Source organism: Micromonospora sp. 15K316 (genome assembly GCF_004348525.1).
In the GTDB taxonomy this organism is placed as follows: Bacteria; Actinomycetota; Actinomycetes; order Mycobacteriales; family Micromonosporaceae; genus Micromonospora.
Window position 1 is genome coordinate 1 of record NZ_SMKG01000090.1, and the last position, 23,084, is coordinate 23,084.

A 23,084-nucleotide genomic window follows, 5' to 3' on the forward strand; every position below is an offset into this window, starting at 1 on the left:
GGTCAGAGGTCGAGGAGGATGGTGCGGGGGCCGACGTTGACGCTCTCGACCAGCATGTGGGCGCGGAAGCGGCCGGTCTCCACCTTGGCGCCGCGCTCACGCAGCGCCTCGACGACCTCCGTGACCAGGGGTTCGGCCACCTCCGCCGGCGCGGCGGCGGTCCAGCTAGGGCGGCGGCCCCTGCGGGCGTCGCCGTAGAGGGTGAACTGGCTGACCACCAGCACCGGCGCGCCGGTGTCCGCCGCCGACCGCTCCTCGTCGAGGATGCGCAGCTCGTGCACCTTGCGGGCCATCGTCCGCGAGGTCTCGACCGTGTCGGTGTGGGTCACCCCGAGCAGCACCAGCAGGCCGTCGTCGACCGCGCCGACCACCTCGCCGTCGACGGTCACGCTGGCCCGGCCGACCGTCTGCACCACCGCCCGCATCAGCCCGCCCTCCGCACCCGTACCGATCGGCGGACGGCCGCGAGACCGGGCGTCCGGACCGTCGCCATCAGCCGACCACCGGCTCGATGATGCCGCGCTCCACCAGGTGCGCCACGATCGGCCCGGCCGCCTCGGCCAGCTCGTCGGCCGTGACGTCGTGCGCCGCCGCGAGCAGGGCGAGCTGGTCGCGGAGCGGCAGGCGGCCGTCACATCCGCCGACCAGCGCCAACACCAGCGGGTCGACCTCCTCGGTCCAGCGCAGACCGCGCGGCATGGTCAGCACCTGCCGGTCCACCGCCCAGCCCTCGTCGCCCATCGTCGCCTCCTGCCGCAGCTGGAGCCCTTCGGCGGCCCGGTAACGCTCGGCGAGCAGCGCCTCGGGGCCGCGTACCCGGAGGAAGTCCTGACGGTCGAACCAGGCGTCGATCCGGTCGCCCATCGGCGGCTCGACCCGCTGCCGGAGGTCCTCCACCCGGACCACCGGATCGGCGTGCCCGCCGCGACGCAGCGAGATGATGCCGAAACCGATCGCCTCCACCTTGTGCGAGTCGAACCAGTCCAGCCACGCGGCCATCCGCTGCGGGTCGGTCGCCTCACCGACGTCGGTCAGCCAGAGGTTGACGTACGCCATGGGGTCGGCGACCTCGCGCTGGATGACCCAGGCGTCCAGGCCGGTGCCGGCGAACCAGTCCGCGACCCGCTCGTCCCACTGCTCACCGGCGACGTGCACCCAGTTCGCCAGGTACTGCATCGTGCCGCCCTCGGTGAGCAGGCCCGGCGCGGCCGCGGCCAGCTCGCTCCCGATCGCGTCACCGACCCGGCCGGAGTCCCGGTAGACGTGCGTGGTGGTGCCCGGCCCGACCACGAACGGCGGGTTGCTCACCACCAGGTCGAACCGGCGCCCCGCGACCGGGGCCACCATGTCGCCGCGGAGCAGCTCCCAGTCCTGACCGTTGAGCGCGGCGGTGGTGGCGGCGAAGCGCAGCGCCCGGGGGGAGACGTCGGTGGCGGTGACCGAGCGCGCGTGGGTGGAGAGGTGCAGGGCCTGCACGCCGGAGCCGGTCCCCAGGTCGAGCGCGGTGTCGACGGGGCGCCGGATGGTCGCGCCGATCAACGTCTGGGTCGCCCCGCCGATGCCGAGCACGTGCTCGGAGTGCAACGGCCGCCCCGGACGTGCGCTGGCCGGCACGTCGGCGAGTACCCACCACTCGTCGCCGTACGGCTCCAGGTCGACGCCGGCGCGCACGCCGTCGCCGTGCCGTTCGAGCAGCCCACCCTCGACCGCCTCGCCGAGGTCCAGCGGCGCGAGGGCGGCGGCCACCACCGTCTCCGACTCGGTCTGGTCGCAGATGAAGACCCGGATCAGCGTGGCGAGCGGGTCGCGGTCCTCGGTCGCCCGCAGTGCGGCGCGGAAGTCGTTGCGGGCCACCCCGCCGGTCGCCTGCGGACCGAGCCGGTCGGCGATGCCGTTCGAGGTGAACCGGGCCCGGGTCAGCGCGGTGCGCAACGCCTCGACGCCGGCGGGAGAGAGCAGCATGTCGTGTTCGGCCACCTCGCCATCCTGCCTGCTGTCACCGGGGCGGGCGGCCCCACCCGGGACATCCGTGCCGTGAGCAGGCGCTATCGACCGACCCGCGGGGTCGAGGAGGTCGGCGCGACGGCCGGCGTCCGGGAGCTGCCCGCCGCAGCGGGAGGCGCCCGGCGGACGGCGAGGGCGCTGCTTGCGCGTGTGTCCGTCGGCGGTCGACCGCGGTCTGGCAGCATTGCGGCATGGCGTTGGCTCTTCCGATCGACCCCGCGGCGAACGATCTCCTCAACCGGGATCCGCTGGCCCGCATCCTCGGCATGGTCCTCGACCAGCACATGTGCTGACCATGGAAAACGTCTCCTGACGGAGAACGTCGACTCACCTGGTAATTCGTCGCTCCCACCAGGGAAGTTGTAGCGGTGCCAGGGGGTTGGGCAGAGTTCGCGTCAGGTACAGGTCGTCGAGCGGCGCGACCAGGCGGAACAAGGCCCGGGATGCTGGCGTGCTGAGCTGATCGAGGGCTTCTTGAAGGATCGCTCGGCTCGGGCGCCCGCAGCAGCCGCAGGGGTGGGCGCTGCGAGCGCTGGGTAGTTCGGCGGTCGTCCGCCAACCGGCGAGGGCTTCTGCCACGGCACCGGGCCAGAGACCGACGCGAGCCCAGTCGCGTGCGCTCCATAGCTCGATCTGGCTGATCTCCTGTTGTACGCAGCCGGCAAGCCCACGTATGTGAGATCTGCTGCGCCAGGACGGCCGGTGAAGCTGGTCTTGCCGTAGCTGGTGGGGCCGCCTGCGCGGCATGGTGCCTTTTTTCGTTGGCTCGTGAGATCTATCTGAAGGATAGCTGCGCGTTGAGCGGACCAACGGCCGGCCACCTGGTGGCAGCATGTGGACATGGCGCTCTCCCTCCCTATCGATCCTGCGGCGAACGAACTTCTCAATCGGAATGAGCTGGCCCTTGTTCTCGGGCTCGTCTTGGACCAGCAGATTCCGATGGAGAAGGCGTTCACCTCGCCGTACGTGCTGGCGCAGCGGCTCGGGCATGACCTCGACGCGGGGGAGCTGGCCGGGTACGACCCGGAGCAGCTGGTCGCCGTCTTCGCCCAGCCGCCCGCGCTGCACCGGTTCCCGAAGGCGATGGCGGCCCGGGTGCAGGAGGTGTGCCAGGTGATCGTCGACAGGTACGACGGCGAAGCCGCCGCTCTCTGGGCCGGCGTGGCCGACGGCCGTGAGCTGTTCAACCGGATCGCGGGGCTGCCCGGCTTCGGCAAGCAGAAGGCGCAGATCTTCCTCGCCCTGCTCGGCAAGCGTTTCGACGTACGCCCGGAGGGCTGGCAGGAGGCGGCCGGCGGGTACGGCGACCCGGAGGCGTACCGCTCGGTCGCCGACGTGACAGACGGCGAGTCGCTGCGTCGGGTGCGGGAGTACAAGCAGCAGATGAAGGCGGCGGCCAAGGCGAAGTCGGCCGGCTGACCGAGGTCGGCCTCGCCGGTCGGCCGCCGCGGGGACCTCAGGCGGCGGTGGGGTGGGCGAGCGAGGCGAGCGCCCGCCGGACGTCGGCGAGCGAGACGGTGGTCGAGTCGTCGAGGTCGGCCAGGCCCGCCTCGATCCATTGCCGCATCAGGGTGGTGACCCCGATGCCCCGCGTCTCGGCCGCCGCCCGCACCCGTTCGTACGTCTCCAGCGGCAGCCGCACCGACCGGCTCACCATCGGTACGTCGGTGTCGGGGATGGGCAGCTCCGCCGGCTGGCTCTCGTCGATCAACTCCGCGAGCCGGTCGTCGCCGCTGTGGAACTGCTTGGTCGCGTCGTCACGGTGCATGTCACCGCCTCCTCATCGGCGATCTCTCCGCACCGCCTCGTCGTAGCGCTTCGACTCGGCGTCGCTGAGCTCACGGGCGGAGAGGATGTCCCAGTCGTTGTCGGTGCCGTCGGCCTCTGCGAGCAGCACAGCCAGCCGACGGCCCCGCCGGGCGGCGGCGTAGACGACCATCACGTCGTCGCCCAGGTGGCGGATCACCCGCCGCGCGCTGTGCAGCGCCTCCCAGACTTCCCCCGGCGTGACGTCGTAGACCTTCAGGTTGGCCAGCGCCTCTTCGGTGAAGCTGAACCTGCTGCCCACGGGCGGAGCGTACCACGGCCGTAACACGAACGCCCCGGGAGCGGTGCCGCCGGTCACTCTGGTCCGTCCGTCACGTAACTTCGCTGATCACGGCCGCGAAGTGACAGGATGGTGCGTAACCCCTCGAGGAGGTCCGTGGTGAAGCGTCAGGCGTACGAGCCGATTCTGATCACCGACGCCTCACGCAGCCAGGACGACCAGCTCACCAGCCGGCAGCGGCGGTACGTGCTGATGATGAGCATCCGGGTGGCCTGTCTGGTCGTGGGTGCGATCCTGGTCGGCGCGCAGGCCCCACTGCTCTGGCTCTGGCTGCCCCTCTGCGTCCTCGGCATGGTGCTCATCCCGTGGCTCGCCGTGCTGCTGGCCAACGACCGGCCGCCGAAGGAGGAGCACCGGTTGGCCAGCCGTTTCCGGCACGAGCAGCGCGCCGCCGCCCCGCCGATGAGCCTCACCGCCGAGGAGCGCCCGCACAAGGTCATCGACGCCGAGCTCTGACCGCGGCCGGCTCGCCCGCCCCGCCCCGGCGGGCTGCCGGCCGGCTGGTGAGGGCCGGACCCGCAAGCGCCGGGGCCGGGATCAGGGCTTCGGGCGCGCGCCGAGGGTGGAGACCGCCACCGCCCCCAGATCGCCCGCCCGGGCCAGCGCCGTGTCCGGATCGGCGCCCGCGAGCCAGGCCGTCAGCAGCCCCGCGGCGAACGCGTCCCCGGCCCCGGTGACGTCCACCACGGCCACCCGGCGGGCCGGCGCCGAAGAGAGCGTCCCCGTCCGATCGGCCCAGACCGCGCCGGCCGCGCCTCGCTTGACCACCACTCGCCGGGCGGTCGCCGAGAGCGCCCGCGCCTGGGCGGCCGGCTCCAGCCCGCCGGCCAGCACCGTCGCCTCGTCCGCGTTGACCAGCAGCAGGTCGACGTCGCGTACCCAGGCCAGGAAGGCGGTCACGCCGACGCGCCGCAGCGGCGCCGCGGAGGCCGCGTCGACGCTGGTGCTGAGCCCCCGCTCGCGGGCGGCGGTCAGCGCCCGCAGCCCGGCCGCGCGCGATCCCGCGTCCAACAGGGTGTACGCGGACAGGTGCAGATGTCCCGCGTCGGGCACCGCGGCGAGGGCCTGCTCGACGTGCGCCGCCGTCAGCCGCAGGTTCGCCCCCCGCTGGCTCACCATCGTCCGCTCGTTCTCGGTGGCCAACACGATGACCGTGCCGGTCACCGCGTCCTCGACGGTCTCGACGGCGCAGTCGACACCGGCGGTGCGCAGCTCGACCACCCGGTCGCGTCCCTCGGCGTCCGCACCGACCGCCGCGACCAGCGTCACGGGGGTGCCCTGCGCGGCGAGCCAGGCGGCCGTGTTCGCCGCCTGACCGCCACCGCTGAATCGGATCTCGGCCGCCGTGTCCGAGCCGGAGGCGAGTGGCCCGCGGAGCGCGGCGACCACGTCGGTGATCACATCACCGACGACGACGACCCGTCGGTCCGGGTTCATGCCCCGGTGTCGGCGCGCCGGGCGGCCGAGGCCACCGCGATCCGCGCGGCCAGGTCGGCGTTGCGCAGGATGATCCGTACGTTCACCGCCAGGCTGGCGCCCTCGGTGGCGGAGTGGAAGTGGGCCAGCAGGTACGGCGTCACGGCCTTGCCGGTCACCCCGTCGCGCTCCAGCAGCGCCAGGCCCTCGGCGAGCGTCCGGTCGTGCAGTGCCGGATCGAGCTGCTCGTCGACGGGGAGCGGGTTGGCCACGACGAGACCAGCGCCGGGCAGGCCGTGCTGCGTCCGGGCGGCGAGCACGGCGGCGATCTGCTCGGGCGAGTCCACCGACCAGTCGAGGTCGAAGCCGCCGTCGGTCAGGTAGAAGCCGGGGAACCGGTGGGTGCGGTACCCGACCACGCTCACGCCGAGCGTCTCCAGCCGCTCCAGCGTCGCCCCCACGTCGAGGATCGACTTGACCCCGGCGCAGACCACGGCGATCGGGGTCCGGGCGAGGGTGATCAAATCGGCCGACTCGTCGAAGGTCTGCGCCGCCTCGCGGTGCACCCCGCCGAGGCCACCGGTGGCGAAGACGCCGATCCCCGCCGCGGCGGCCACCGCGCTGGTGGCCGCGACCGTCGTGGCGCCGTCCGCGCCGGTCGCCGCGGCCACCGCCAGATCGCGTACGGAGAGCTTGGCCACACCGTCGACGGTGGCGAGGCGGGTCAGCTGGGCGTCGTCGAGGCCGACCACGAGTTCGCCGCCGACCATGCCGACGGTGGCCGGCACCGCTCCGGCGTCCCGTACGGTCGCCTCGATCTGCCGCGCCACCCGCAGGTTCTCCGGCCGGGGGAGGCCGTGCGAGACAATGGTGCTCTCCAGGGCGACGACGGGACGCCCGTCACGCAGGGCGGCGGCCACCTCGGCGCCGAAACGGATGTGAAAGTTGGTCACAGTGATCACCGTACGGCCCGCTCCCGGCCGGAGTGAATTGGACCGGGCCGTCAGGAGCTGCCAAACTTGACGGTTGGAGGTGCAGACGTGAGCACAGAGGTTCTCGAGCGTCCGGAGCTGAAGGACGCCGACACCGGTCCCGAGATGTTCCACTACGTCCGTAAGGAAAAGATCGCCGAGAGTGCCGTCATGGGCACGTTCGTCATCGCGCTCTGCGGGGAGACCTTTCCGGTGACCAAGGCCGCGAAGCCCGGCTCGCCGGTCTGCCCGAAGTGCAAGGAGATCTACGACTCCTTCGCCGGCTGATCGGCGGCTCCCGCTCCGAACCCGCGCGTAGCCTTCGGCGGTGACCACCTCCACCGCCCTGCTCCTCGCCGACCTCGTCGGCGTCGCGGTGTTCGCCGCCTCCGGGGCCTCCGCGGCGGTGGCCAAACGGCTCGACCTGTTCGGCGTCGCCTTCGTCGGTTTCGTGGCGGCCCTGGGCGGTGGGATCTTCCGTGACCTGGTCATCGGCGAGGTGCCGCCGCTCGCCTTCGCCGACTGGCGGTACGCCGCCACCGCCGCGATCACCGCGGGCGCGGTGTTCTGGCTGCATCCCCAGCTGGCCCGCCTGCGGACCACCGTGCTGCTGCTGGACGCGGCCGGGCTCGCGCTCTTCACCGTCACCGGCACGCTCAAGGCGCTCGACGCGCACGTACCCCCGGTCGGGGCGTGCGTGATCGGCATGCTCAGCGGGATCGGTGGCGGGCTGGGCCGGGACCTGCTCACCGGCGAGATCCCGGTGGTGCTGCGCCGGGAGATCTACGCGGTCGCGGCGCTGGCCGGGGCGGTCGTCGTGGCGGTGCTGCAGCGGGTGGGACAGGCCGGCACGGCGCCGATCGCGGCGGCGGCGGTGCTGATCTTCGTGGTGCGGGTGGTGGCGCTGCGGCGGCGCTGGGCGGTGCCGGTGGCGACATTGCGCCCGCCGCGTACCCGCGACCCCGGTCCGGATCCGCGCTGATGTGACCAGCGTGGCGTCGCCTGGGCGGGCGGACGCGCGCTGGTTATGCTGAGTCGGCCTTCGCGGCAGCTACTGCGCGGAGGCGTTTTCATGGGCGGTGCGGACCGCGCCCCTGACCCGGGTCCGCCTTCGTGCGGTCGGAGAGGAGCCTTCGCGTGGCAGCCCCGTCGCCGGCGATCGATACGTTTCCGGCACTACGCGCGTGGCAGCGCAAGGCGTTGGTGGAGTACCTGCGGCGGCGCTCCGACGACTTCACCGCGGTCGCCACGCCCGGTGCCGGTAAGACCACGTTCGCGCTGCGGATCGCCGCCGAGCTGCTCGTGGACGGCACGGTGGAGGCGGTCACCGTGGTCGCCCCGACCGAACACCTGAAGAAGCAGTGGGCGCAGGCCGCGGCCCGGGTCGGCATCCAGTTGGACTCCGCCTTCCGTAACGCCGACGTGCACTCCTCGGCCGACTTCCACGGGGCGGTGATCACGTACGCCCAGGTCGGCATGGCCCCGCAGGTGCACCGGCGGCGCACGATGACCCGGCGCACGCTGGTGATCCTCGACGAGATCCACCACGCCGGCGACTCCCGGTCGTGGGGTGACGGCGTCAAGGCGGCCTTCGAGCCGGCCGTACGCCGCCTCATGCTCACCGGTACGCCGTTCCGCTCCGACGACAACCCGATCCCGTTCGTCACGTACGAGCGGGGCGGGGACGGGTTGCTGCGCTCCCGCGCCGACTCGGTCTACGGCTACGCGGACGCGCTCCGCGACAACGTGGTGCGGCCGGTGCTGTTCCTCGCGTACTCCGGGGAGACCCGGTGGCGGACCAACGCCGGGGACGAGTTGGCGGCCCGGCTCGGCGAGCCGATGACGCAGGACCTCGTCGCGCAGGCCTGGCGGACCGCGCTGGACCCGGCCGGCGACTGGATGCCGCAGGTGCTGCGTGCGGCCGACGCCCGGCTCAGCGTGCTGCGTAACGCGGGCATGCCGGACGCGGGTGGGCTGGTGATCGCCAGCGACCAGCAGACCGCCCGGGCGTACGCCAAGCTCATCGAGCAGCTGACCGGCGAGAAGGCGGCGGTGGTGCTCTCCGACGACGCGGGGGCGTCGGCCCGGATCGCGACGTTCGCGGCGTCCGAGCAGCGGTGGCTGGTCGCCGTGCGGATGGTCTCCGAGGGCGTCGACATCCCGCGCCTCGCCGTCGGGGTCTACGCCACCAGCGCGAGCACCCCGCTCTACTTCGCCCAGGCGATCGGCCGCTTCGTCCGGGCCCGACGGCCGGGGGAGACCGCCTCCGTCTTCCTCCCCAGCGTGCCGCACCTGCTCGGGCTCGCCAGCGAGATGGAGGCCGCCCGCGACCACGTGCTGGGCAAGCCGAAGGACCGCGAGGGCTTCGACGACGACCTGCTCGAGCGGGCCCAGCGTGACGACCAGGCCAGCGGCGAGCTGGAGAAGCGGTTCGCCGCGCTCTCCGCCACCGCCGAGCTGGATCAGGTGATCTTCGACGGCGCGTCCTTCGGGACGGCGGCCCAGGCGGGCACCCCCGAGGAGGAGGAGTACCTCGGGCTGCCCGGTCTGCTCACCGCCGACCAGGTCGCCGTGCTGCTGTCGAAGCGGCAGGCCGAGCAGCTCGCCGCCCAGCGGCGCAGGGCGGCCGTACGGACCGCTGAGCCGGCCGCTGACGCGCCTGCGGCTCCGCCGGCTCCGATGAGTGCCGCCCAGCGTCGCGTGGCGCTCCGTCGTCAGCTCAACGCGCTCGTGGCCGCGCGGCACCACCGTACGGGTCAGCCGCACGGCAAGATCCACGCCGAGCTGCGCCGGCTCTGCGGGGGCCCGCCGAGCGCTCAGGCGACGATCGAGCAGCTCGAGGAGCGTATCGCGACGGTCCAGACCCTCTGACCCGCGCGTCCCGGAACGCCGCCTCCGTCACTGACGCGCCGATCACGAGGTTCCGCGGGTACCGGCGCGCCGGCGCTCAGCCGCGAACCTCGTGATCCGGTGGCGGCTCGGGCGGCGCGGTTGGGGTGGGTGGTGAAAAAGCCGGCCGGAGGCACCTCTCGGTACCTCCGGCCGGCTGCTATGTCGGTTTGCGGGTCAGTTCGCCATAAGGTCGGCGCCGCGCCAGCTGAACTCCGGGTCCGCCGCGTAACGAACGGTGATCTTCACGAGATCCTCCGCGTACTTGTTCGCGTGGTGCCCGCAGAACACGAGCTCACCCCCACCGGCCATGGTGATGCGGAGCTTGCCGGCAGCATTGCAGCGGTCGCACCGTTCATCGGCGGCCGGGGGGCTCACCGTCTCGGGCGGCGGCGTGAGGGTCGGGGTCATCGCCTTCCTCCTCTGGTCGTCACCGATGAACAATCTCTTCGGTCGTTGCTCACCTATCCTGCAACATCCATGTGGCGCCTGGCCTTCCCTGTGTGCCCGCGGGGGACCGAGGTCACACATGACAGGCACAGTGTGCCGTGCACCAAGGGTGCCACGTCAACGATCACAATCGTGCAACCGGCGGATCACCATCCGGCGTTGCACACTACGTGATCAAAACGACACGCCGGGTTGACGACCCGGGCTCAGTCCAGGTAATCCCGGAGAACCTGTGACCGCGACGGGTGACGCAGCTTGGACATCGTCTTCGACTCGATCTGCCGGATCCGCTCCCGGGTCACCCCGTAGACCTGGCCGATCTCGTCGAGCGTGCGCGGCTGACCGTCAGTCAGGCCGAAGCGCAGTCGTACCACGCCCGCCTCACGCTCGGAGAGCGTCTGCAGCACCTGCTGGAGCTGGTCCTGCAGCAGCGAGAACGAGACCGCGTCGACCGCGACCACGGCCTCCGAATCCTCGATGAAGTCACCGAGCTGGCTGTCCCCCTCGTCGCCGATGGTCTGGTCCAGCGAGATGGGCTCCCGGGCGTACTGCTGGATCTCCAGCACCTTCTCCGGTGTGATGTCCATCTCCTTGGCCAGCTCCTCCGGGGTGGGCTCGCGACCCAGGTCCTGGAGCAGCTCACGCTGTATGCGGCCGAGCTTGTTGATCACCTCGACCATGTGCACCGGGATGCGGATGGTGCGGGCCTGGTCGGCCATGGCGCGGGTGATGGCCTGGCGGATCCACCAGGTGGCGTAGGTGGAGAACTTGTAGCCCTTGGTGTAGTCGAACTTCTCGACGGCGCGGATCAGGCCGAGGTTGCCTTCCTGGATGAGGTCGAGGAAGGCCATGCCGCGACCCGTGTAGCGCTTGGCCAGCGAGACGACCAGGCGAAGATTCGCCTCCAGCAGGTGGTTCTTGGCCCGCTCGCCGTCGCGGGAGATCCACATCAGGTCCCGCTGCATCTCGCGGGTGAGCTTCTCCTCGCCCTCCTCGGCGGCGCGCAGCCGCTCCGCGGCGTAGAGGCCCGCCTCGATCCGCTTGGCGAGCTCCACCTCCTGCTCGGCGTTGAGCAGCGGAACCTTGCCGATCTGCTTGAGGTAGGCGCGGACGGAGTCGGCGGACGCGGTCAGCTCGGCGTCGCGCCGGGCCTGCTTGAGGGCCTCGGACTCCTCGTCGTCCCACTCGAAGTCGTTGTCGCTGGCGGAGCTCGCCGCGTCGGCCTCGGCGGCCTGGGTCAGCTCGGCCGGCTCGTCGACGACCACGTCCTCGATCTCGGCGGCCAGCTCCTCCGGAGAGATGTCGCCGTCGGCCCCGTCGCCCTTGGCCTTCCCCGGGGCGGCCTTGGCCTTGCCGGCCGCGGCGACCGTCGTCTTGGTGGCCCGGGTCGGCTTGGCGGCCTTGGCCGGCGCCGCCGCCTTGGCCACGTCGCCCGTGGTGTCGGCGCTCCTGCGCGCGGTCGCCTTCCGCGGGGCGGGCGCCGGAGCCTCGTCGGCGGCGGGTGCCTGCTTCGGGGCCGGAGCGGCCTTCTTGGTGGTCTTGGCGGTGGTGGCGCGCGACGCCGGAGTGGCGGAGCGCGCCGCGGCCACTCGGCGGCGGGTGCTGGCCGACCCGTCCACGACCACGGTCACTCCCGCCTCGGAGAGCGCCCGCAGGATCTTCTTGGCCTGGGCCGGCGTCACCTCGGCGGACTCGACGGTGCGCGCGAGCTGGGCCGACGTCAGCTGACCGCCGGCGCTCTGGGCGTGGGCGATCAGAGTGTCGGTGAGCGAGCGAACGTCGGCGCCGGTCTGGCGGGGTTCTGTCACGAATGACCTTCCGGAGGCGAAGAGCGAGCACGGCCGGGGCGTCCGGCGCAGCAGGGGCCACCGCGCCGGGCGATGTGGTTGGAGAACCCCCGTGTCCCGGGTGGGCCGGTCGTCGGCCGTCCGTGGCGCGTGGGCAGGGGTGAATTGTAACGCCGTCTGCGGCGATCATCCTGCGCCGCACGGCGTATCGGGTTGTCGAGACCGTCGAAACGGCGCAGATGTGGAGTTTGTAAGGATGGTACCCGCGCGGGAGGCGGTAGACCCCGATCGTGCGGGAAGGGGACGAGGCATGGAGCGTACGGCGCCTTCATCGGGAGAACTGCTGGAGATCGCGGTCGAGCTGGCTCGGGACGCCGCCGCGACGGCGTACCGGATGCGGGCCGAGGGGGTCTCGGTGGCCGCCACCAAGAGCACGGTCACCGACGTGGTGACCGCGGCAGATCGGGCGGTGGAGACCCAGGTCCTCGACGCGCTGCGCCGGCTCCGGCCCGCGGACGCGGTGCTCGGTGAGGAGTACGGGGCGGGCGAGACCGAGGTCGCCGCGGGCGGGGTGCGCTGGATCCTCGACCCCATCGACGGCACCGTCAACTACCTCTACGGGCTGCCGCACTACGCCGTGTCGCTCGCCGCGGAGGTCGACGGCGAGGTGGTGGCCGGGGTGGTGCGCAACGTGCCCACCGGCGAGGAGTGGACCGCCACCGCCGGTGGCGGCGCCTGGCGCGACGGGCGGCGGCTGCGCTGCTCGACCGAGACCGATCTGGGTCAGGCGCTCGTCGGCACCGGGTTCGGCTACGACCCGAAACGGCGGGCGCACCAGGCCCGCGTGGTGGCCGAGCTGATTCCGCACGTACGGGACATCCGGCGTCTCGGTGCGGCGGCGGTGGACCTCTGCCTGGCGGCCGAGGGGCGGTTGGACGCCTACTACGAGAAGGGGCTCGCCGCGTGGGACCAGGCGGCCGGGGCGCTGGTGGCGACCGAGGCGGGCCTGCGGGTCGCGGGCCTGGGTGGCCGGCCGGCCGGGCCGGACCTGGTGATCGCCGCGCCTCCGGCGCTCTTCACGCCGCTGCACGACCGGCTCGCCGACCTGGACGCCTCCGGCGGCCCGTGACGGGCCGCCGGAGACGGCGGTCACTCCTTGACGGGCGCCGGGCAGGAGCCCGGCGGGGCGACCGGCGAGCCGAGGTCGCCGAGGGACTGGTTCACCTCGGTCGTGGTGGCGAGCTGCTGGAACGCGCTGCCCAGCACCACGTCCACGGTGTCGTCGGTGCGCTTCGCGTCGTAGTCCAGCTCGGCGTTGTTGAGGAAGTACGCGCGGAGCAGGTGCGCCGAACCGACCCCCTTCGGGCCGTACCGCAGCACGGCCACGTCGTCGACCCCCTTGGGCGCGTTGCCGACCTTCTTGACCTGGAACTTGCGGTTGCGGAAGTCGTCCGCCACGCTGCCCGCCCGGCCCACCTCGTCGGTCGCGTTCAGGACGTTGATCTTGACGTCCTTGGTCTCGCGCAGGGCCACGTCGGCGAGGGGCCAGCCGTCCGGGCAGCCCTTGGCGGTGCCCGCGTTACCCTGGCTGTCGCGCACCACCGCGACGACCACGAAGACCACGGCGAGGATCGCCAACAGGCCGACGACAACGAGTGCCCGCACTCGCGCAAAACTCATCTGGGCGCTCCCCGGACTTCACATGGGTGGCGGCGGCCGACGGCGAACCTGCCGCCCCGGCCGTCGGGTACGCCGCTGAGGTTAACGGTTGTCCGACCGTCGCGTGGAAACAGCCGGACATGGCGGCGCGCCGCCCGTGAACGAGGTACTACTACCCCTATCTTCGTGTCGCCTGAGTCACATTGGGAACAACTTCCCGTGCGGGGGCGTACATCTCTGCCACGAGGGCGGTATACATGCCTCGCCCGAACGGGGGGTAAGGTACCGCGCTCGCTGGGGGAGTTTCTCTGGCGGCCTCGACCGACTGGTCGTCGGGTCGGGTGACCGACACAACGGGTGGCCGGCCAGCGGAACCGGAACAGTGTCGTCCGGCGTTACCACCGTACGACCACATCGATATGGGAGAGTGAAACCGATGGCCACCGACTACGACGCCCCGCGTCGCGACGAGGTCGACCTCGGCGAGGACAGCCTGGAAGAGCTCAAGGCCCGGCGCGTCGACTCACAGTCGGGCGCCGTGGACGTCGACGAGGCCGAGGTGGCCGAGAGCTTCGAGCTGCCCGGAGCCGATCTGGCCGACGAGGAGCTCACGGTCAAGGTGCTGCCGATGCAGCAGGACGAGTTCCGCTGTGCCCGCTGCTTTCTGGTGCACCACCGCAGCCAGCTGGCGGTCGAGCGCAACGGCGACCTCATCTGCCGCGAGTGCGTCTGACCTTCACCATCTGAACCGGCGGCGGCCTCCCGATCGAGGCCGCCGCTGTCGGCGTCGCCATGCGTCACGGGTGGGGACCTGCTTGACTCGGAACGGGTAGCCGTACCAGCGATCCGGGAGGTCGAGGTCGATGAGCGAGCGAGGCGACGCCCCGGAGCGCGATCCGGCCGAGCTGGGCGCCACCGTGGCGGCGTTGACCGCCGACGACATCGCGCCGGCCCGGCGGCGGCAGCTGCTCGGCCGGCTGGTCGGCCAGGCCCGGGTCCGCGGGTTGGGGGACCTGTTCAAGCCCCGGGCCGCCGTCCGCTGGATGGTCGACACCGTCACCGAGATCGCCCCGCACGTGCCGATCCGCGACCTGGCCACCCTGCGACGGCACTTCGAGGGTCTGGACGACGAGGCCATCGCCGAGCGGCTGGTACGCAACGCCGCCCGCGCGACCGCCGGAGTGGGCGCCGCCGGCGGCGGGGTGGCCGCCGTGGAGTGGACCGTCACGCCCACCCTGCTCTCCGCCCCGGTGCTGCTGGCCGCCGAGACCGTCGCCGTGGTGGCGATCGAACTGAAGCTCATCGGCGAGCTGCACGAGGTGTACGGCGTCATCCTGCCCGCCGCGCGGGGCCAGCGGGCCGTCGCCCTGGTGCAGGCCTGGGCCACCCAACGCGGGATCAACCCGATGATGCCCGGTGCCGGCATCGGGGCGGTGCTCGGTACCGCGGCGCGCCGGGAGCTGCGCGACACCCTGCTGCGACGCTTCGGCCGCAACCTCACCACGCTGGGACCGTTCCTGACCGGGGCGGCCGTGGCCAGCTACCTCAACCGGCGGGCGACCAGGGGGCTCGGCGACCAGGTCCGTGACGACCTCCGGCGCCGGCGCCGGGAGCTCTCCGTCCCGCCACGCTCGCTGCCCGACGCCTCCTGACCCGGCGAGGGTGCCGGCCGGCCCGGGTCGGGGTGGCCGGCGCGGTGGGGCCGCGGCCCCACCGACGTCGCCGACCGGCGCCCGTGCGTCAGCCGGCGTCCCGGGCGGCCAGGATCGCCTCGGCCAGCTCGACCGGGCGTCGGGTGCTCACCACCCAGAACGGGGTGGGGTCGGCCGGGTCGTCCAGCACCACTTGGACCGCGCTGCCGACCCAGGGGCGCTGCACCACGAACGCCAGCGGGTCGGCGCCGACGCCGAGCACCTCGCGGCGGCCCGCCGCGTCGAGCGGGACCACGTCCGCGACGTACCGCACCGGAAGGCGGGCGTCGTCGACGAGGAGCTCGCCGTCGCGGACCGCGACCCGGATCCGCCCCAGCCACCAGAGTCCCAGCGCGGCGGCGGGCAGCAGCACCACGAACGGAAGCCAGGCGCGCACCCCGGGCGCGCCCATCCAGACCTCGACGGCGAGCAGGCCGGCGGAGACCAACCCGGCCAGCCACAGCCACCAGGGCAGGGACAGCCGCTCGGAGTGCTCGGCGCGGCGCACGGCGGGCGGCGCCGAGGGGGATGAGGACGGCGACAGGCTCACAGTCCGAGGGTACGGCGGACGGAGGCCCCGCCACCCGGCAGGATGGCAGGGTCACCGCCGTACCGGACGGAAGAGGGGAACCGTGACCGACGTCGTAGCCGTGCCCGTACGGCAGCTCGACCCGGAGCTGCCGCTGCCGGCGTACGCCCATCCCGGCGATGCCGGGGCCGATCTGGTGGCCGCCGCGGACGTGGAGCTGCCGCCCGGCGGCCGTGCCCTGGTCCCGACCGGGGTGGCGCTCGCCCTGCCCGAGGGGTACGTGGGCCTGGTTCATCCCCGGTCGGGGCTCGCGACCAGGCTCGGTGTGACGGTGCTCAACGCGCCCGGTACGGTCGACGCCGGTTACCGGGGGGAGATCATGGTGAACCTGATCAACCATGATCGGCTCGCTTCGGCGAAGATCTCCCGGGGCGACCGGATCGCTCAGCTCGTGGTGCAGCGGGTGGCGCGGGCGGAGTTCCAGCCGGTCGCCGAGCTGCCGTCCTCCCGGCGTGGCACGGGCGGGCACGGCTCCACCGGCGGGCACGCCGGCCTGGTGCCGTCGCCGGCGGACCCGTCCGGGGGCGAGCGGCGCAGCGAAGAAGTGACAGGTTGAAGGCGAACAGCGGAGGGCGGGCGCAGTGATCTTCTCCCGGAAGCGTGCCGAGCGGCGCGCCGGTGACGAGCGGGCCGCCGAGGTCCTCGACGACCTCCAGGCGGAGGAGACCGCCACGTCGGTCTCCGGCCGTGGCCCCTACGACATCTCCGAGGCTCCGTCCGACATGGCGCGGCTGGACCTGGGCAGCCTGCACATCCCCGCCATCCCCGACGTCGAGGTGCGGGTGCAGGCCGACCAGCAGGGCGTCGTCCAGCAGGTCGTGCTGGTGCACGGGCAGAACGCGTTGCAGCTCGGCGTCTTCGCCGCACCAAGGTCCGAGGGGATCTGGGACGAGGTGCGGGAGGAGATCCGCCAGTCGCTGCTCAACGACGGCGCCGCGACCCGGGAGGTCGAGGGCGAGTACGGCCCCGAGCTGCGGGCCCAGGTGATGACCCCGGACGGCCCGACCGACCTGCGGTTCGTCGGCATCGACGGCCCCCGGTGGATGGTGCGCGGCGTCTTCCAGGGCGCGGCGGCGGTGGACCCGGCGGCCGCCGGCCCGCTGGCGGTGTGCCTGGAGGGGCTCGTGGTCGACCGGGGACAGGAGGCGAAGCCGGTGCGTGAGCCGCTGCCGTTGCGGCTGCCGCGCGAGGTCGCCGACGAGTCCGCGGCCGCCAACCCGGACGGCGGACGCCCGGCGGAGCAGCCGCGACAGGTCTGACCGGGCATCGCCGACCCGCCGGAACCCGGCGGATCGGCGTACGCTGGCGGGACGGTCCCGGCGACGCCGGGGTCGGACCGGTGTCGGCGCGGCCGGCGAGCACGGAGAGGGTGACGCGGGGTCCATGACCACCGACGAGAGCCGAGGGTCGCTGCGGCGCATCCTGCACCGGTTCACCGCCAGCGAGGCCGAGATCGAGGCGCAGGAGTTGCAGCGGGAGAGCGCGGAGTGCGGCGGTGTGCCGGCTCTGCAGTGCTCCCGGGGCCAGGTGGTCTCGGTGAGCGGGCGGCTGCGCACCGTGGTCTACACGCCGCGCACCAACCTGCCCACGCTGGAGGCGGACCTCTACGACGGCAGCGACGTGGTGACGCTGGTCTGGCTGGGGCGCCGGCACATCGCCGGCATCGAGCCGGGGCGGCACCTGACCGCCCGCGGTCGGGTCGCCGTACGCGACGAGCGCAAGGTCATCTACAACCCGTTCTACGAGCTGGACCTGCCGAAGTGACCGCGCGGACGCCAGGGGAGCCGATGACCACCGGACAGGACCGCGCCGCCTCGCCGGAGACCGGTTCGCCGGACGAGGAGCGGCTGCCCAGCATCGCCGAGCAGATGGCCGACCAGCTCGGCGGCTGGCGGGGGCTGGTGGAGTCCAGCATCCCCGTGGTGGTCTTCGTGATCGCCAACGTCATCGGCGAGCTGCGCCCCGCGGTGATCGCCTCGGTGGCCGTGGCGCTGTTGATCGCCGGGCTCCGGCTGGCCCAGCGTCGCCCGATCCGGCACGCCGTCAACGGGCTCTTCGGCATCGCCATCGGCGCGGCGATCGCCTGGCGCACCGGTGACGAGCGGGACTTCTACCTGCCCGGCATCCTCTACGGCGTCGGCTACGGGCTCGTCCTGCTGCTCTCCGCCGCCATCCGCCAGCCGCTGGTGGGGTGGATCTGGTCGGTGCTGGTCGCCAAGGGACGCTCCGAGTGGCGGGACGACCCACGGCTGGTCCGCACCTTCACCGCGCTGACCGTGCTCTGGGGCGTGGTCTGGCTGGCCAAGGTCGGCGTGCAGGCGGGGCTCTACCTCGCCCACCAGGACACCGCCCTCGGCGTGGCCCGGCTGCTGCTGGGCTACCCGCCGTACGCGCTCCTGCTGCTGATCACCGTCTGGACGGTCCGGCGGGTGACCCGGGAGGCGACTCCGGAGCCGCTGCCCGGCAGCTGACCCGCCCGGCTCATCCGCTCCTCGCGAAGATCGCGTGGCGTGCCGGGCGCCCGCGCCGCCCGCGGTCGCGGCGGCGCGAGCGGTCCGGGTCAGTTTCCGCCGCGGGTGCGCTCCACGCTGTCCGGGCCGAGGATCACCGCGCGGACGTCGTCCTCCACCTCGGCGGTGCACACGAAGATCAGCTCGTCGCCGGCCTCGATCGGGTCGTCCGGGCTGGGCACCAGCACCCGCTTGCCGCGCACGATCGCCACCAGCGCCGCGTCGCGGGGCAGCGGCACCGCGTGGATCGGCTGCCCGACGTAGGGCGCGGTCGGCGGCAGGGTGATCTCCACCAGGTTCGCCTCGCCCTGCCGGAAGGTCATCAGCCGGACCAGCTCGCCGACCGTGACCGCCTCCTCGACCAGGGCGGCCATCACGCGCGGCTTGCTCACCGCCACGTCGACGCCCCACTGGTCGGTGAAGAGCCACTCGTTCTCCGCACGGTTCACCCGGGCGACCACCCGGGGCACCGCGAACTCGGTCTTGGCCAGCAGCGACACCACCAGGTTGACCTTGTCGTCGCCGGTGGCGGCGACCACCACGTCGCAGCCGGCGATGTCCGCCTCCTCCAGGCTGGCCAGCTCGCACGCATCGGCGAGGACCCACTCGGCGGCGGGCACCCGGTCCGGCCGGAGCATCTTGGGCTGCCGCTCGATGAGCATCACCAGGTGGCCGTTGTCGATCAACTCCTGGGCGATCGACCGCCCCACGTTGCCGGCGCCGGCGATGGCGACCCGCATGCTCAGTGCCCTCCTTCCGGCGGCCGCGACGCCACCGACGTGACCGTCGCCACAATGTCGTCGGTGACCAGCATGAAGACCTGGTCACCCTCCTGCACCACGGTGGACGTGGTGGGGAGCGTGCCGATACCGAACCGGATCAGGTACGCCACCCGCGCCCCGGCCGCGTCCTCGATGGCGCGTACCGGCCGGCCGACCCACTCCTTGTGCACCGGCACCTCGACGATCGAGACGGTGCTGGTGGGATCGCGGAAGATCTCCACGTTCCCCTCGGGGATGAGGTGCCGCAGCATCCGGTCGGCGGTCCACCGGACCGTCGCCACGGTGGGGATGCCGAGCCGCTCGTAGACCTGCGCCCGCCGCTGGTCGTAGATCCGTGCCGCGACCCGGGACACGCCGAAGGTCTCCCGGGCCAGCCGCGCCGAGATGATGTTGGAGTTGTCGCCGCTGGAGACCGCGGCGAAAGCGTCGGCCCGCTCGATGCCGGCCTGCCGCAGCACGTCCCCGTCGAAACCGGCGCCGGTCACGGTGAGCCCGGCGAAGTCCGGGCCGAGCCGGCGGAAGGCGTCCGCGTCCTGATCGATCACGGCGATCGAGTGCCCGCGGGACTCCAGGCTGTGGGCGAGGGTCGAGCCGACCCGCCCACAACCCATGATCACGACATGCACGCTTCCCTCCCAAGCTGCGCCCGTCCGCGCCGGGCCCGTCGAGTGCGAGCCTGCCACGTCCCGGCCGGGAACGGGGACCGACGGTACCGCGCCCGCGCGCACCAGCGCCGATCGCCCACCCCCGCGCCCCCGCCGAGGTGGACGTACCCTTGGCGTTCGTGGCCAGTCCCACCTCGCTGCTGAAGCGGCTGCTCGTCGGTCGACCGTTCCGGTCCGACCGGCTCCAGCACACCCTCCTGCCGAAGCGCATCGCGCTGCCCGTCTTCGCGTCCGACGCGCTCTCCAGCGTCGCGTACGCGCCGGACGAGATCCTGCTGACCCTGTCGATCGCCGGCGCCTCGGCCTACGTCTTCTCGCCGTGGATCGCGCTCGCCGTGGTCGTGGTGATGCTGACGGTGGTGGCGAGCTACCGGCAGAACGTGCACGCCTACCCGTCCGGCGGCGGGGACTACGAGGTGGCCACGGTGAACCTCGGGCCGAAGTTCGGCCTCGGGGTGGCGAGCGCGCTGCTGGTCGACTACGTGCTGACGGTGGCCGTCTCGGTCTCCTCCGGGGTGGCGAACCTCGGTTCGGTGGTGCCCTTCGTGGCCACCCACAAGGTCATGATCGCGGTGACCGCGGTGGTGCTGCTGACCGCCGTCAACCTGCGCGGGCTGCGCGAATCGGGCACCGCGTTCGCCATCCCCACCTACGGTTTCGTGATCGTCATCGGCGGGATGCTGCTCACCGGCCTGATCCGGGTCTTCGTGCTCGGCGACGACCTGCGCGCGCCCAGCGCCGACCTGGTCATCCAGGCGGAGCACAGCGTGACGGGCTTCGCCCTGATCTTCCTGCTGCTCCGCACGTTCAGCTCGGGTGCGGCCGCGCTCACCGGCGTCGAGGCGATCTCCAACGGCGTACCCGCGTTCAAGCCGCCGAAGAGCCGCAACGCGGCCACCACCCTGCTGCTGCTCGGCGCGATCGCCGTGAGCATGCTGGTGGGGATCATCTGGCTGGCCCGGCTCACCCACCTCCAGTTCGTGGAGGACCCGGTGAAGCAGATCGTCGCCGGCCCGGACGGCTACGTGCAGAAGACCGTCACCACCCAGCTCGGCGAGGCGGTCTTCGGCTCGGGCTCGATCCTGCTCTACGTGGTGGCCGGGGTGACCGCCCTGATCCTCTTCCTGGCCGCGAACACCGCGTTCAACGGCTTCCCGGTGCTCGGCTCGATCCTCGCCCAGGACCGCTTCCTGCCTCGGCAGTTCCACACCCGGGGCGACCGGCTGGCCTTCTCCAACGGCATCCTCTTCCTCGCCGCCTTCGCGATCGTGCTGATCGTCGGCTTCCAGGCCGAGGTGACCCGGCTCATCCAGCTCTACATCGTCGGGGTCTTCGTCTCGTTCACCGTCTCCCAGGCCGGCATGATCCGGCACTGGAACCGGCACCTGAAGACCGAACGCGACCCGGAGGCGCGCCACCGGATGCACCGCTCCCGGGCCATCAACGCCTTCGGCATGGGGCTGACCGGAACCGTCCTGGTGATCGTGCTGCTCACCAAGTTCCTGCTCGGGGCGTGGATCGCGATCGCCGCGATGGCGGTGATCTACGGGCTCATGCTGGCCATCCGGCGGCACTACGACCGGGTCTCGGAGGAGCTCACGCCGCCCGACGAGGGGCGCGCCGTGCTGCCCGCGCGCAACCACGCCATCGTCCTGGTCAGCAAGCTGCACCAGCCGACGCTGCGGGCGATCGCGTACGCCCGGGCCACCCGGCCGGACACGCTCACCGCGGTGACGGTGAACGTGGACGAGAAGGACACCCGGGACCTTCAGGAGGAGTGGGAGCGGCGGGAGCTGCCCGTGCCGCTCACCGTGATCGACTCGCCGTACCGGGAGATCACCCGGCCGATCCTCGGCTTCGTCGCCAACACCCGGCGGGAGTCGCCCCGCGACGTCGTCACGGTCTTCATCCCCGAGTACGTGGTCGGGCACTGGTGGGAGAACCTGTTGCACAACCAGAGCGCGCTGCGGCTCAAGACCCGGCTGCTCTTCGAGCCGGGCGTGATGGTGACCAGCGTGCCGTGGCAGCTCGCCTCGACCGCGAACAAGAACCTCTCCCGGCTGGACGCCACGCTGTCGCGGGGCCCCGCCCGTGGGCCGCGCGTGGTGCCGCGCAGCGCGCCGGCGCCGGACGTCCCGCCCGTGGTCTCCGTGCCCTCCGGCGAGTCGGGTGGAGGCGACCGTGGCTGAGCGGCGCCGAGGCCCCGGCGTGGTGCCGCGCGAGCTCGGTCCGGCGGCCGACCCGGAGGTGACCGGGGAGCGTGGCCTGGCCGAGGCGGAGCGGGTAGAGCTGACCGTCGGGGCGGTCGCCCCCGGCGGGCACTGCGTGTCCCGGGTCGACGGGCAGGTGGTCTTCGTCCGGCACGCGCTGCCCGGGGAACGGGTCGTCGCCGAGGTGACCGAGGTGCACCGGGGGTTCGTCCGGGCCGACGCGGTCACGGTGCTGGACGCCTCGCCCGACCGGGTGGAAGCCCCCTGCCCGTACGCGCGGCCGGGCCGCTGCGGCGGCTGCGACCTGCAACACGTCGCGCCCGCCGCACAGCTCGAGTGGAAGACCGCCGTGGTGCGGGAGCAGCTGAGCCGCCTGGGCGGGCTCACCGACGCCGAGCTCGACGGGCTCGGCGTGCGTGTCGAGGCGCTGCCCGGCGGTCCGCTGGGCTGGCGCTCCCGGGTCCGGTACGCGGTGGACGCCGGCGACCGGGCGGGTCTGCTCAAGCACCGCTCGCACGAGGTGGTGCCGATCGACCGGTGCCTCATCGCCCACCCGGCGATCCAGAGCCTGCCGGTGCTGCCGGCGGACGGAACCCGCTGGCCGGACGCCGACGCGGTCGAGACGGTCGCCTCCACCGGGGGCGACGTCGCCGTCGCGACGGTGGTCGACGGGGCGGCCACCACCGTCGAGGGGCCGGCCACCGTCCGCGAGGTGGCCGCCGGACGGGAGTGGACGCTCCCGGCCACCGCCTTCTGGCAGGTGCACCCCGCCGCCGCCGACACCCTGGTCGGGGCGGTGCTGGAGCTGGTGGAGCCGCGGGCCGGTGAGACGGCGTGGGACCTGTACGGCGGTGCCGGACTCTTCGCCGCCGCGCTGGCCGGCCGGGTCGGCGACACCGGCCGGGTCACCCTGGTCGAGGCCGCCGAGCAGGGCGTCGCCGCGGCCCGGGAGAACCTTTCCGACCTTCCCCGCGTCGAGGTGGTCGCGGCTCGGGTGGAGACCGCGCTGGCCCGCCGGCGGATCACCGGCCCGGTCGACGTGGTGGTGCTCGACCCGCCGCGGACCGGGGCCGGTTCCCGGGTGGTGCGCGACCTGGTCGCCGCCGGGCCGCGCGCGATCGGGTACGTGGCCTGTGATCCGGCCGCCTTCGCCCGGGACGTGCGCACGTTCGCCGAGTCGGGCTGGCGGCTCGCCGCGGTGCGCGGCTTCGACCTGTTCCCGATGACCCAGCACGTCGAGCTGGTCGGCCTGCTGCTGCCCCCCTCGTCCCGCCGATCATGAGGTTGGCGGGGTCTCGCGCGCCGATCCGTCCCGGCAACCGCATGATCAACCGGTGGGCGCCCGGGGGTGGTC

At 73.0% G+C, this 23,084-nt stretch carries 26 protein-coding genes; 14 read left to right on the plus strand and 12 right to left on the minus strand.

Annotation, left to right across the window (positions count from 1 at the left end; translation table 11 throughout):
• Window positions 1–2: 2 nt before the first annotated feature.
• Both dtd and E1211_RS18150 read right to left on the minus strand, forming a co-directional pair.
• Window positions 3–425 (minus strand): D-aminoacyl-tRNA deacylase, encoded by a 423-nt coding sequence (gene dtd, locus E1211_RS18145; RefSeq protein ID WP_132350189.1) that lies wholly within the window; start codon window positions 423–425, stop codon window positions 3–5.
• Window positions 426–492: 67 nt separating this feature from the next.
• Window positions 493–1,977, minus strand: a complete 1,485-nt coding sequence (locus tag E1211_RS18150) for a methyltransferase (RefSeq protein WP_207915412.1) — start codon at window positions 1,975–1,977, stop codon at window positions 493–495.
• An 867-nt stretch (window positions 1,978–2,844) separates the two neighbouring features.
• Here E1211_RS18150 and E1211_RS18155 point away from each other — a divergent pair.
• Window positions 2,845–3,423 (plus strand): HhH-GPD-type base excision DNA repair protein, encoded by a 579-nt coding sequence (locus tag E1211_RS18155; RefSeq protein ID WP_132350190.1) that lies wholly within the window; start codon window positions 2,845–2,847, stop codon window positions 3,421–3,423.
• 37 nt (window positions 3,424–3,460) lie between these two features.
• Here the strand turns inward: E1211_RS18155 and E1211_RS18160 are convergent, their stop codons facing one another.
• Window positions 3,461–3,772, minus strand: a complete 312-nt coding sequence (locus E1211_RS18160) for a hypothetical protein (protein WP_132350191.1) — start codon at window positions 3,770–3,772, stop codon at window positions 3,461–3,463.
• Between the two features lie 12 nt (window positions 3,773–3,784).
• Window positions 3,785–4,072 carry a hypothetical protein gene (locus tag E1211_RS18165; protein WP_243709580.1) on the minus strand — a complete coding sequence of 96 codons (288 nt, stop codon included), beginning with the start codon at window positions 4,070–4,072 and terminating at the stop codon, window positions 3,785–3,787.
• Between the two features lie 135 nt (window positions 4,073–4,207).
• Here E1211_RS18165 and E1211_RS18170 point away from each other — a divergent pair, with 135 nt between their 5' ends.
• On the plus strand, window positions 4,208–4,567 hold the full coding sequence (locus E1211_RS18170) for a DUF3099 domain-containing protein (protein WP_207915413.1): 360 nt from the start codon (window positions 4,208–4,210) through the stop codon (window positions 4,565–4,567).
• 81 nt (window positions 4,568–4,648) lie between these two features.
• Here E1211_RS18170 and E1211_RS18175 read toward each other — a convergent pair whose 3' ends face one another.
• Window positions 4,649–5,548: a carbohydrate kinase family protein gene (locus E1211_RS18175; RefSeq protein ID WP_132350192.1), complete on the minus strand. Its 900-nt coding sequence runs from the start codon at window positions 5,546–5,548 to the stop codon at window positions 4,649–4,651.
• Window positions 5,545–6,480: a pseudouridine-5'-phosphate glycosidase gene (locus tag E1211_RS18180; RefSeq protein ID WP_132350193.1), complete on the minus strand. Its 936-nt coding sequence runs from the start codon at window positions 6,478–6,480 to the stop codon at window positions 5,545–5,547. The genes E1211_RS18175 and E1211_RS18180 overlap by 4 nt, the downstream gene beginning before the upstream one ends.
• An 87-nt stretch (window positions 6,481–6,567) precedes the next feature.
• Between E1211_RS18180 and E1211_RS18185 the strand changes: the two genes are divergently transcribed.
• The 3 genes from E1211_RS18185 (at window position 6,568) to E1211_RS18195 (ending at window position 9,369) form a co-directional block, all read left to right on the plus strand.
• Window positions 6,568–6,786 (plus strand): DUF3039 domain-containing protein, encoded by a 219-nt coding sequence (locus E1211_RS18185; RefSeq protein ID WP_132350194.1) that lies wholly within the window; start codon window positions 6,568–6,570, stop codon window positions 6,784–6,786.
• Between the two features lie 40 nt (window positions 6,787–6,826).
• The gene (locus tag E1211_RS18190) at window positions 6,827–7,480 is read left to right on the plus strand and encodes a trimeric intracellular cation channel family protein (protein ID WP_132350195.1); all 654 of its coding nucleotides are present in this window, start codon (window positions 6,827–6,829) and stop codon (window positions 7,478–7,480) included.
• Window positions 7,481–7,635: 155 nt separating this feature from the next.
• Window positions 7,636–9,369: a DEAD/DEAH box helicase gene (locus E1211_RS18195; protein ID WP_132350196.1), complete on the plus strand. Its 1,734-nt coding sequence runs from the start codon at window positions 7,636–7,638 to the stop codon at window positions 9,367–9,369.
• Between the two features lie 195 nt (window positions 9,370–9,564).
• Here the strand turns inward: E1211_RS18195 and E1211_RS18200 are convergent, their stop codons facing one another.
• Window positions 9,565–9,798, minus strand: a complete 234-nt coding sequence (locus E1211_RS18200; RefSeq protein WP_132350197.1) for a hypothetical protein — start codon at window positions 9,796–9,798, stop codon at window positions 9,565–9,567.
• A gap of 245 nt (window positions 9,799–10,043) precedes the next feature.
• On the minus strand, window positions 10,044–11,645 hold the full coding sequence (locus tag E1211_RS18205; RefSeq protein WP_132350198.1) for an RNA polymerase sigma factor: 1,602 nt from the start codon (window positions 11,643–11,645) through the stop codon (window positions 10,044–10,046).
• Window positions 11,646–11,934: 289 nt separating this feature from the next.
• Here E1211_RS18205 and E1211_RS18210 point away from each other — a divergent pair, with 289 nt between their 5' ends.
• Window positions 11,935–12,753 carry an inositol monophosphatase family protein gene (locus tag E1211_RS18210; protein WP_132350199.1) on the plus strand — a complete coding sequence of 273 codons (819 nt, stop codon included), beginning with the start codon at window positions 11,935–11,937 and terminating at the stop codon, window positions 12,751–12,753.
• Window positions 12,754–12,773: 20 nt separating this feature from the next.
• Here the strand turns inward: E1211_RS18210 and E1211_RS18215 are convergent, their stop codons facing one another.
• On the minus strand, window positions 12,774–13,289 hold the full coding sequence (locus tag E1211_RS18215) for a LytR C-terminal domain-containing protein (RefSeq protein ID WP_207915414.1): 516 nt from the start codon (window positions 13,287–13,289) through the stop codon (window positions 12,774–12,776).
• Between the two features lie 430 nt (window positions 13,290–13,719).
• Between E1211_RS18215 and E1211_RS18220 the strand changes: the two genes are divergently transcribed.
• Both E1211_RS18220 and E1211_RS18225 read left to right on the plus strand, forming a co-directional pair.
• Window positions 13,720–14,016, plus strand: a complete 297-nt coding sequence (locus tag E1211_RS18220; protein ID WP_013284790.1) for a DUF4193 domain-containing protein — start codon at window positions 13,720–13,722, stop codon at window positions 14,014–14,016.
• A 130-nt stretch (window positions 14,017–14,146) separates the two neighbouring features.
• A complete protein-coding gene (locus E1211_RS18225; protein ID WP_132350201.1) occupies window positions 14,147–14,935 on the plus strand; it encodes a hypothetical protein in 789 nt (262 codons plus the stop codon).
• A gap of 88 nt (window positions 14,936–15,023) precedes the next feature.
• Here the strand turns inward: E1211_RS18225 and E1211_RS18230 are convergent, their stop codons facing one another.
• On the minus strand, window positions 15,024–15,518 hold the full coding sequence (locus E1211_RS18230) for a DUF3093 domain-containing protein (RefSeq protein ID WP_132350212.1): 495 nt from the start codon (window positions 15,516–15,518) through the stop codon (window positions 15,024–15,026).
• An 88-nt stretch (window positions 15,519–15,606) separates the two neighbouring features.
• On the opposite strand from E1211_RS18230, the gene dut reads away from it, so the two are divergent.
• The 4 genes from dut to E1211_RS18250 all read left to right on the plus strand — a co-directional run bounded on the left by dut (window position 15,607) and on the right by E1211_RS18250 (window position 18,034).
• Window positions 15,607–16,119 (plus strand): dUTP diphosphatase, encoded by a 513-nt coding sequence (dut, locus tag E1211_RS18235; protein ID WP_132350202.1) that lies wholly within the window; start codon window positions 15,607–15,609, stop codon window positions 16,117–16,119.
• Window positions 16,120–16,144: 25 nt separating this feature from the next.
• Window positions 16,145–16,822, plus strand: a complete 678-nt coding sequence (locus E1211_RS18240) for a DUF3710 domain-containing protein (protein WP_132350203.1) — start codon at window positions 16,145–16,147, stop codon at window positions 16,820–16,822.
• 124 nt (window positions 16,823–16,946) lie between these two features.
• Complete coding sequence (locus tag E1211_RS18245; RefSeq protein WP_132350204.1) at window positions 16,947–17,327, plus strand: OB-fold nucleic acid binding domain-containing protein; 381 nt, start codon at window positions 16,947–16,949, stop codon at window positions 17,325–17,327.
• Between the two features lie 23 nt (window positions 17,328–17,350).
• A complete protein-coding gene (locus E1211_RS18250) occupies window positions 17,351–18,034 on the plus strand; it encodes a DUF3159 domain-containing protein (RefSeq protein ID WP_132350205.1) in 684 nt (227 codons plus the stop codon).
• Between the two features lie 89 nt (window positions 18,035–18,123).
• Here E1211_RS18250 and E1211_RS18255 read toward each other — a convergent pair whose 3' ends face one another.
• Together E1211_RS18255 and E1211_RS18260 are read right to left on the minus strand one after the other, a co-directional pair.
• Window positions 18,124–18,813, minus strand: a complete 690-nt coding sequence (locus E1211_RS18255) for a TrkA family potassium uptake protein (RefSeq protein WP_132350206.1) — start codon at window positions 18,811–18,813, stop codon at window positions 18,124–18,126.
• Window positions 18,814–18,815: 2 nt separating this feature from the next.
• Window positions 18,816–19,481 carry a TrkA family potassium uptake protein gene (locus E1211_RS18260; RefSeq protein WP_132350207.1) on the minus strand — a complete coding sequence of 222 codons (666 nt, stop codon included), beginning with the start codon at window positions 19,479–19,481 and terminating at the stop codon, window positions 18,816–18,818.
• A gap of 158 nt (window positions 19,482–19,639) precedes the next feature.
• Between E1211_RS18260 and E1211_RS18265 the strand changes: the two genes are divergently transcribed.
• A complete protein-coding gene (locus E1211_RS18265; RefSeq protein ID WP_132350208.1) occupies window positions 19,640–21,709 on the plus strand; it encodes an APC family permease in 2,070 nt (689 codons plus the stop codon).
• Between the two features lie 58 nt (window positions 21,710–21,767).
• Window positions 21,768–23,012: a class I SAM-dependent RNA methyltransferase gene (locus E1211_RS18270; protein WP_132350213.1), complete on the plus strand. Its 1,245-nt coding sequence runs from the start codon at window positions 21,768–21,770 to the stop codon at window positions 23,010–23,012.
• Window positions 23,013–23,084 lie beyond the last annotated feature (72 nt).

What these genes read in the sequence shown, in the direction of transcription:
- E1211_RS18210 (WP_132350199.1), top strand. Translation starts at nt 11,935, where the DNA reads ATGGAGCGTACGGCGCCTTCATCGGGAGAACTGCTGGAGATCGCGGTC.
- E1211_RS18245 (WP_132350204.1), top strand. Translation starts at nt 16,947, where the DNA reads ATGACCACCGACGAGAGCCGAGGGTCGCTGCGGCGCATCCTGCACCGG.
- E1211_RS18160 (WP_132350191.1), bottom strand. Translation starts at nt 3,772, where the DNA reads ATGCACCGTGACGACGCGACCAAGCAGTTCCACAGCGGCGACGACCGG.
- dtd (WP_132350189.1), bottom strand. Translation starts at nt 425, where the DNA reads ATGCGGGCGGTGGTGCAGACGGTCGGCCGGGCCAGCGTGACCGTCGAC.
- E1211_RS18200 (WP_132350197.1), bottom strand. Translation starts at nt 9,798, where the DNA reads ATGACCCCGACCCTCACGCCGCCGCCCGAGACGGTGAGCCCCCCGGCC.
- E1211_RS18255 (WP_132350206.1), bottom strand. Translation starts at nt 18,813, where the DNA reads ATGCGGGTCGCCATCGCCGGCGCCGGCAACGTGGGGCGGTCGATCGCC.
- E1211_RS18250 (WP_132350205.1), top strand. Translation starts at nt 17,351, where the DNA reads ATGACCACCGGACAGGACCGCGCCGCCTCGCCGGAGACCGGTTCGCCG.
- E1211_RS18175 (WP_132350192.1), bottom strand. Translation starts at nt 5,548, where the DNA reads ATGAACCCGGACCGACGGGTCGTCGTCGTCGGTGATGTGATCACCGAC.
- E1211_RS18155 (WP_132350190.1), top strand. Translation starts at nt 2,845, where the DNA reads ATGGCGCTCTCCCTCCCTATCGATCCTGCGGCGAACGAACTTCTCAAT.
- E1211_RS18220 (WP_013284790.1), top strand. Translation starts at nt 13,720, where the DNA reads ATGGCCACCGACTACGACGCCCCGCGTCGCGACGAGGTCGACCTCGGC.
- E1211_RS18225 (WP_132350201.1), top strand. Translation starts at nt 14,147, where the DNA reads ATGAGCGAGCGAGGCGACGCCCCGGAGCGCGATCCGGCCGAGCTGGGC.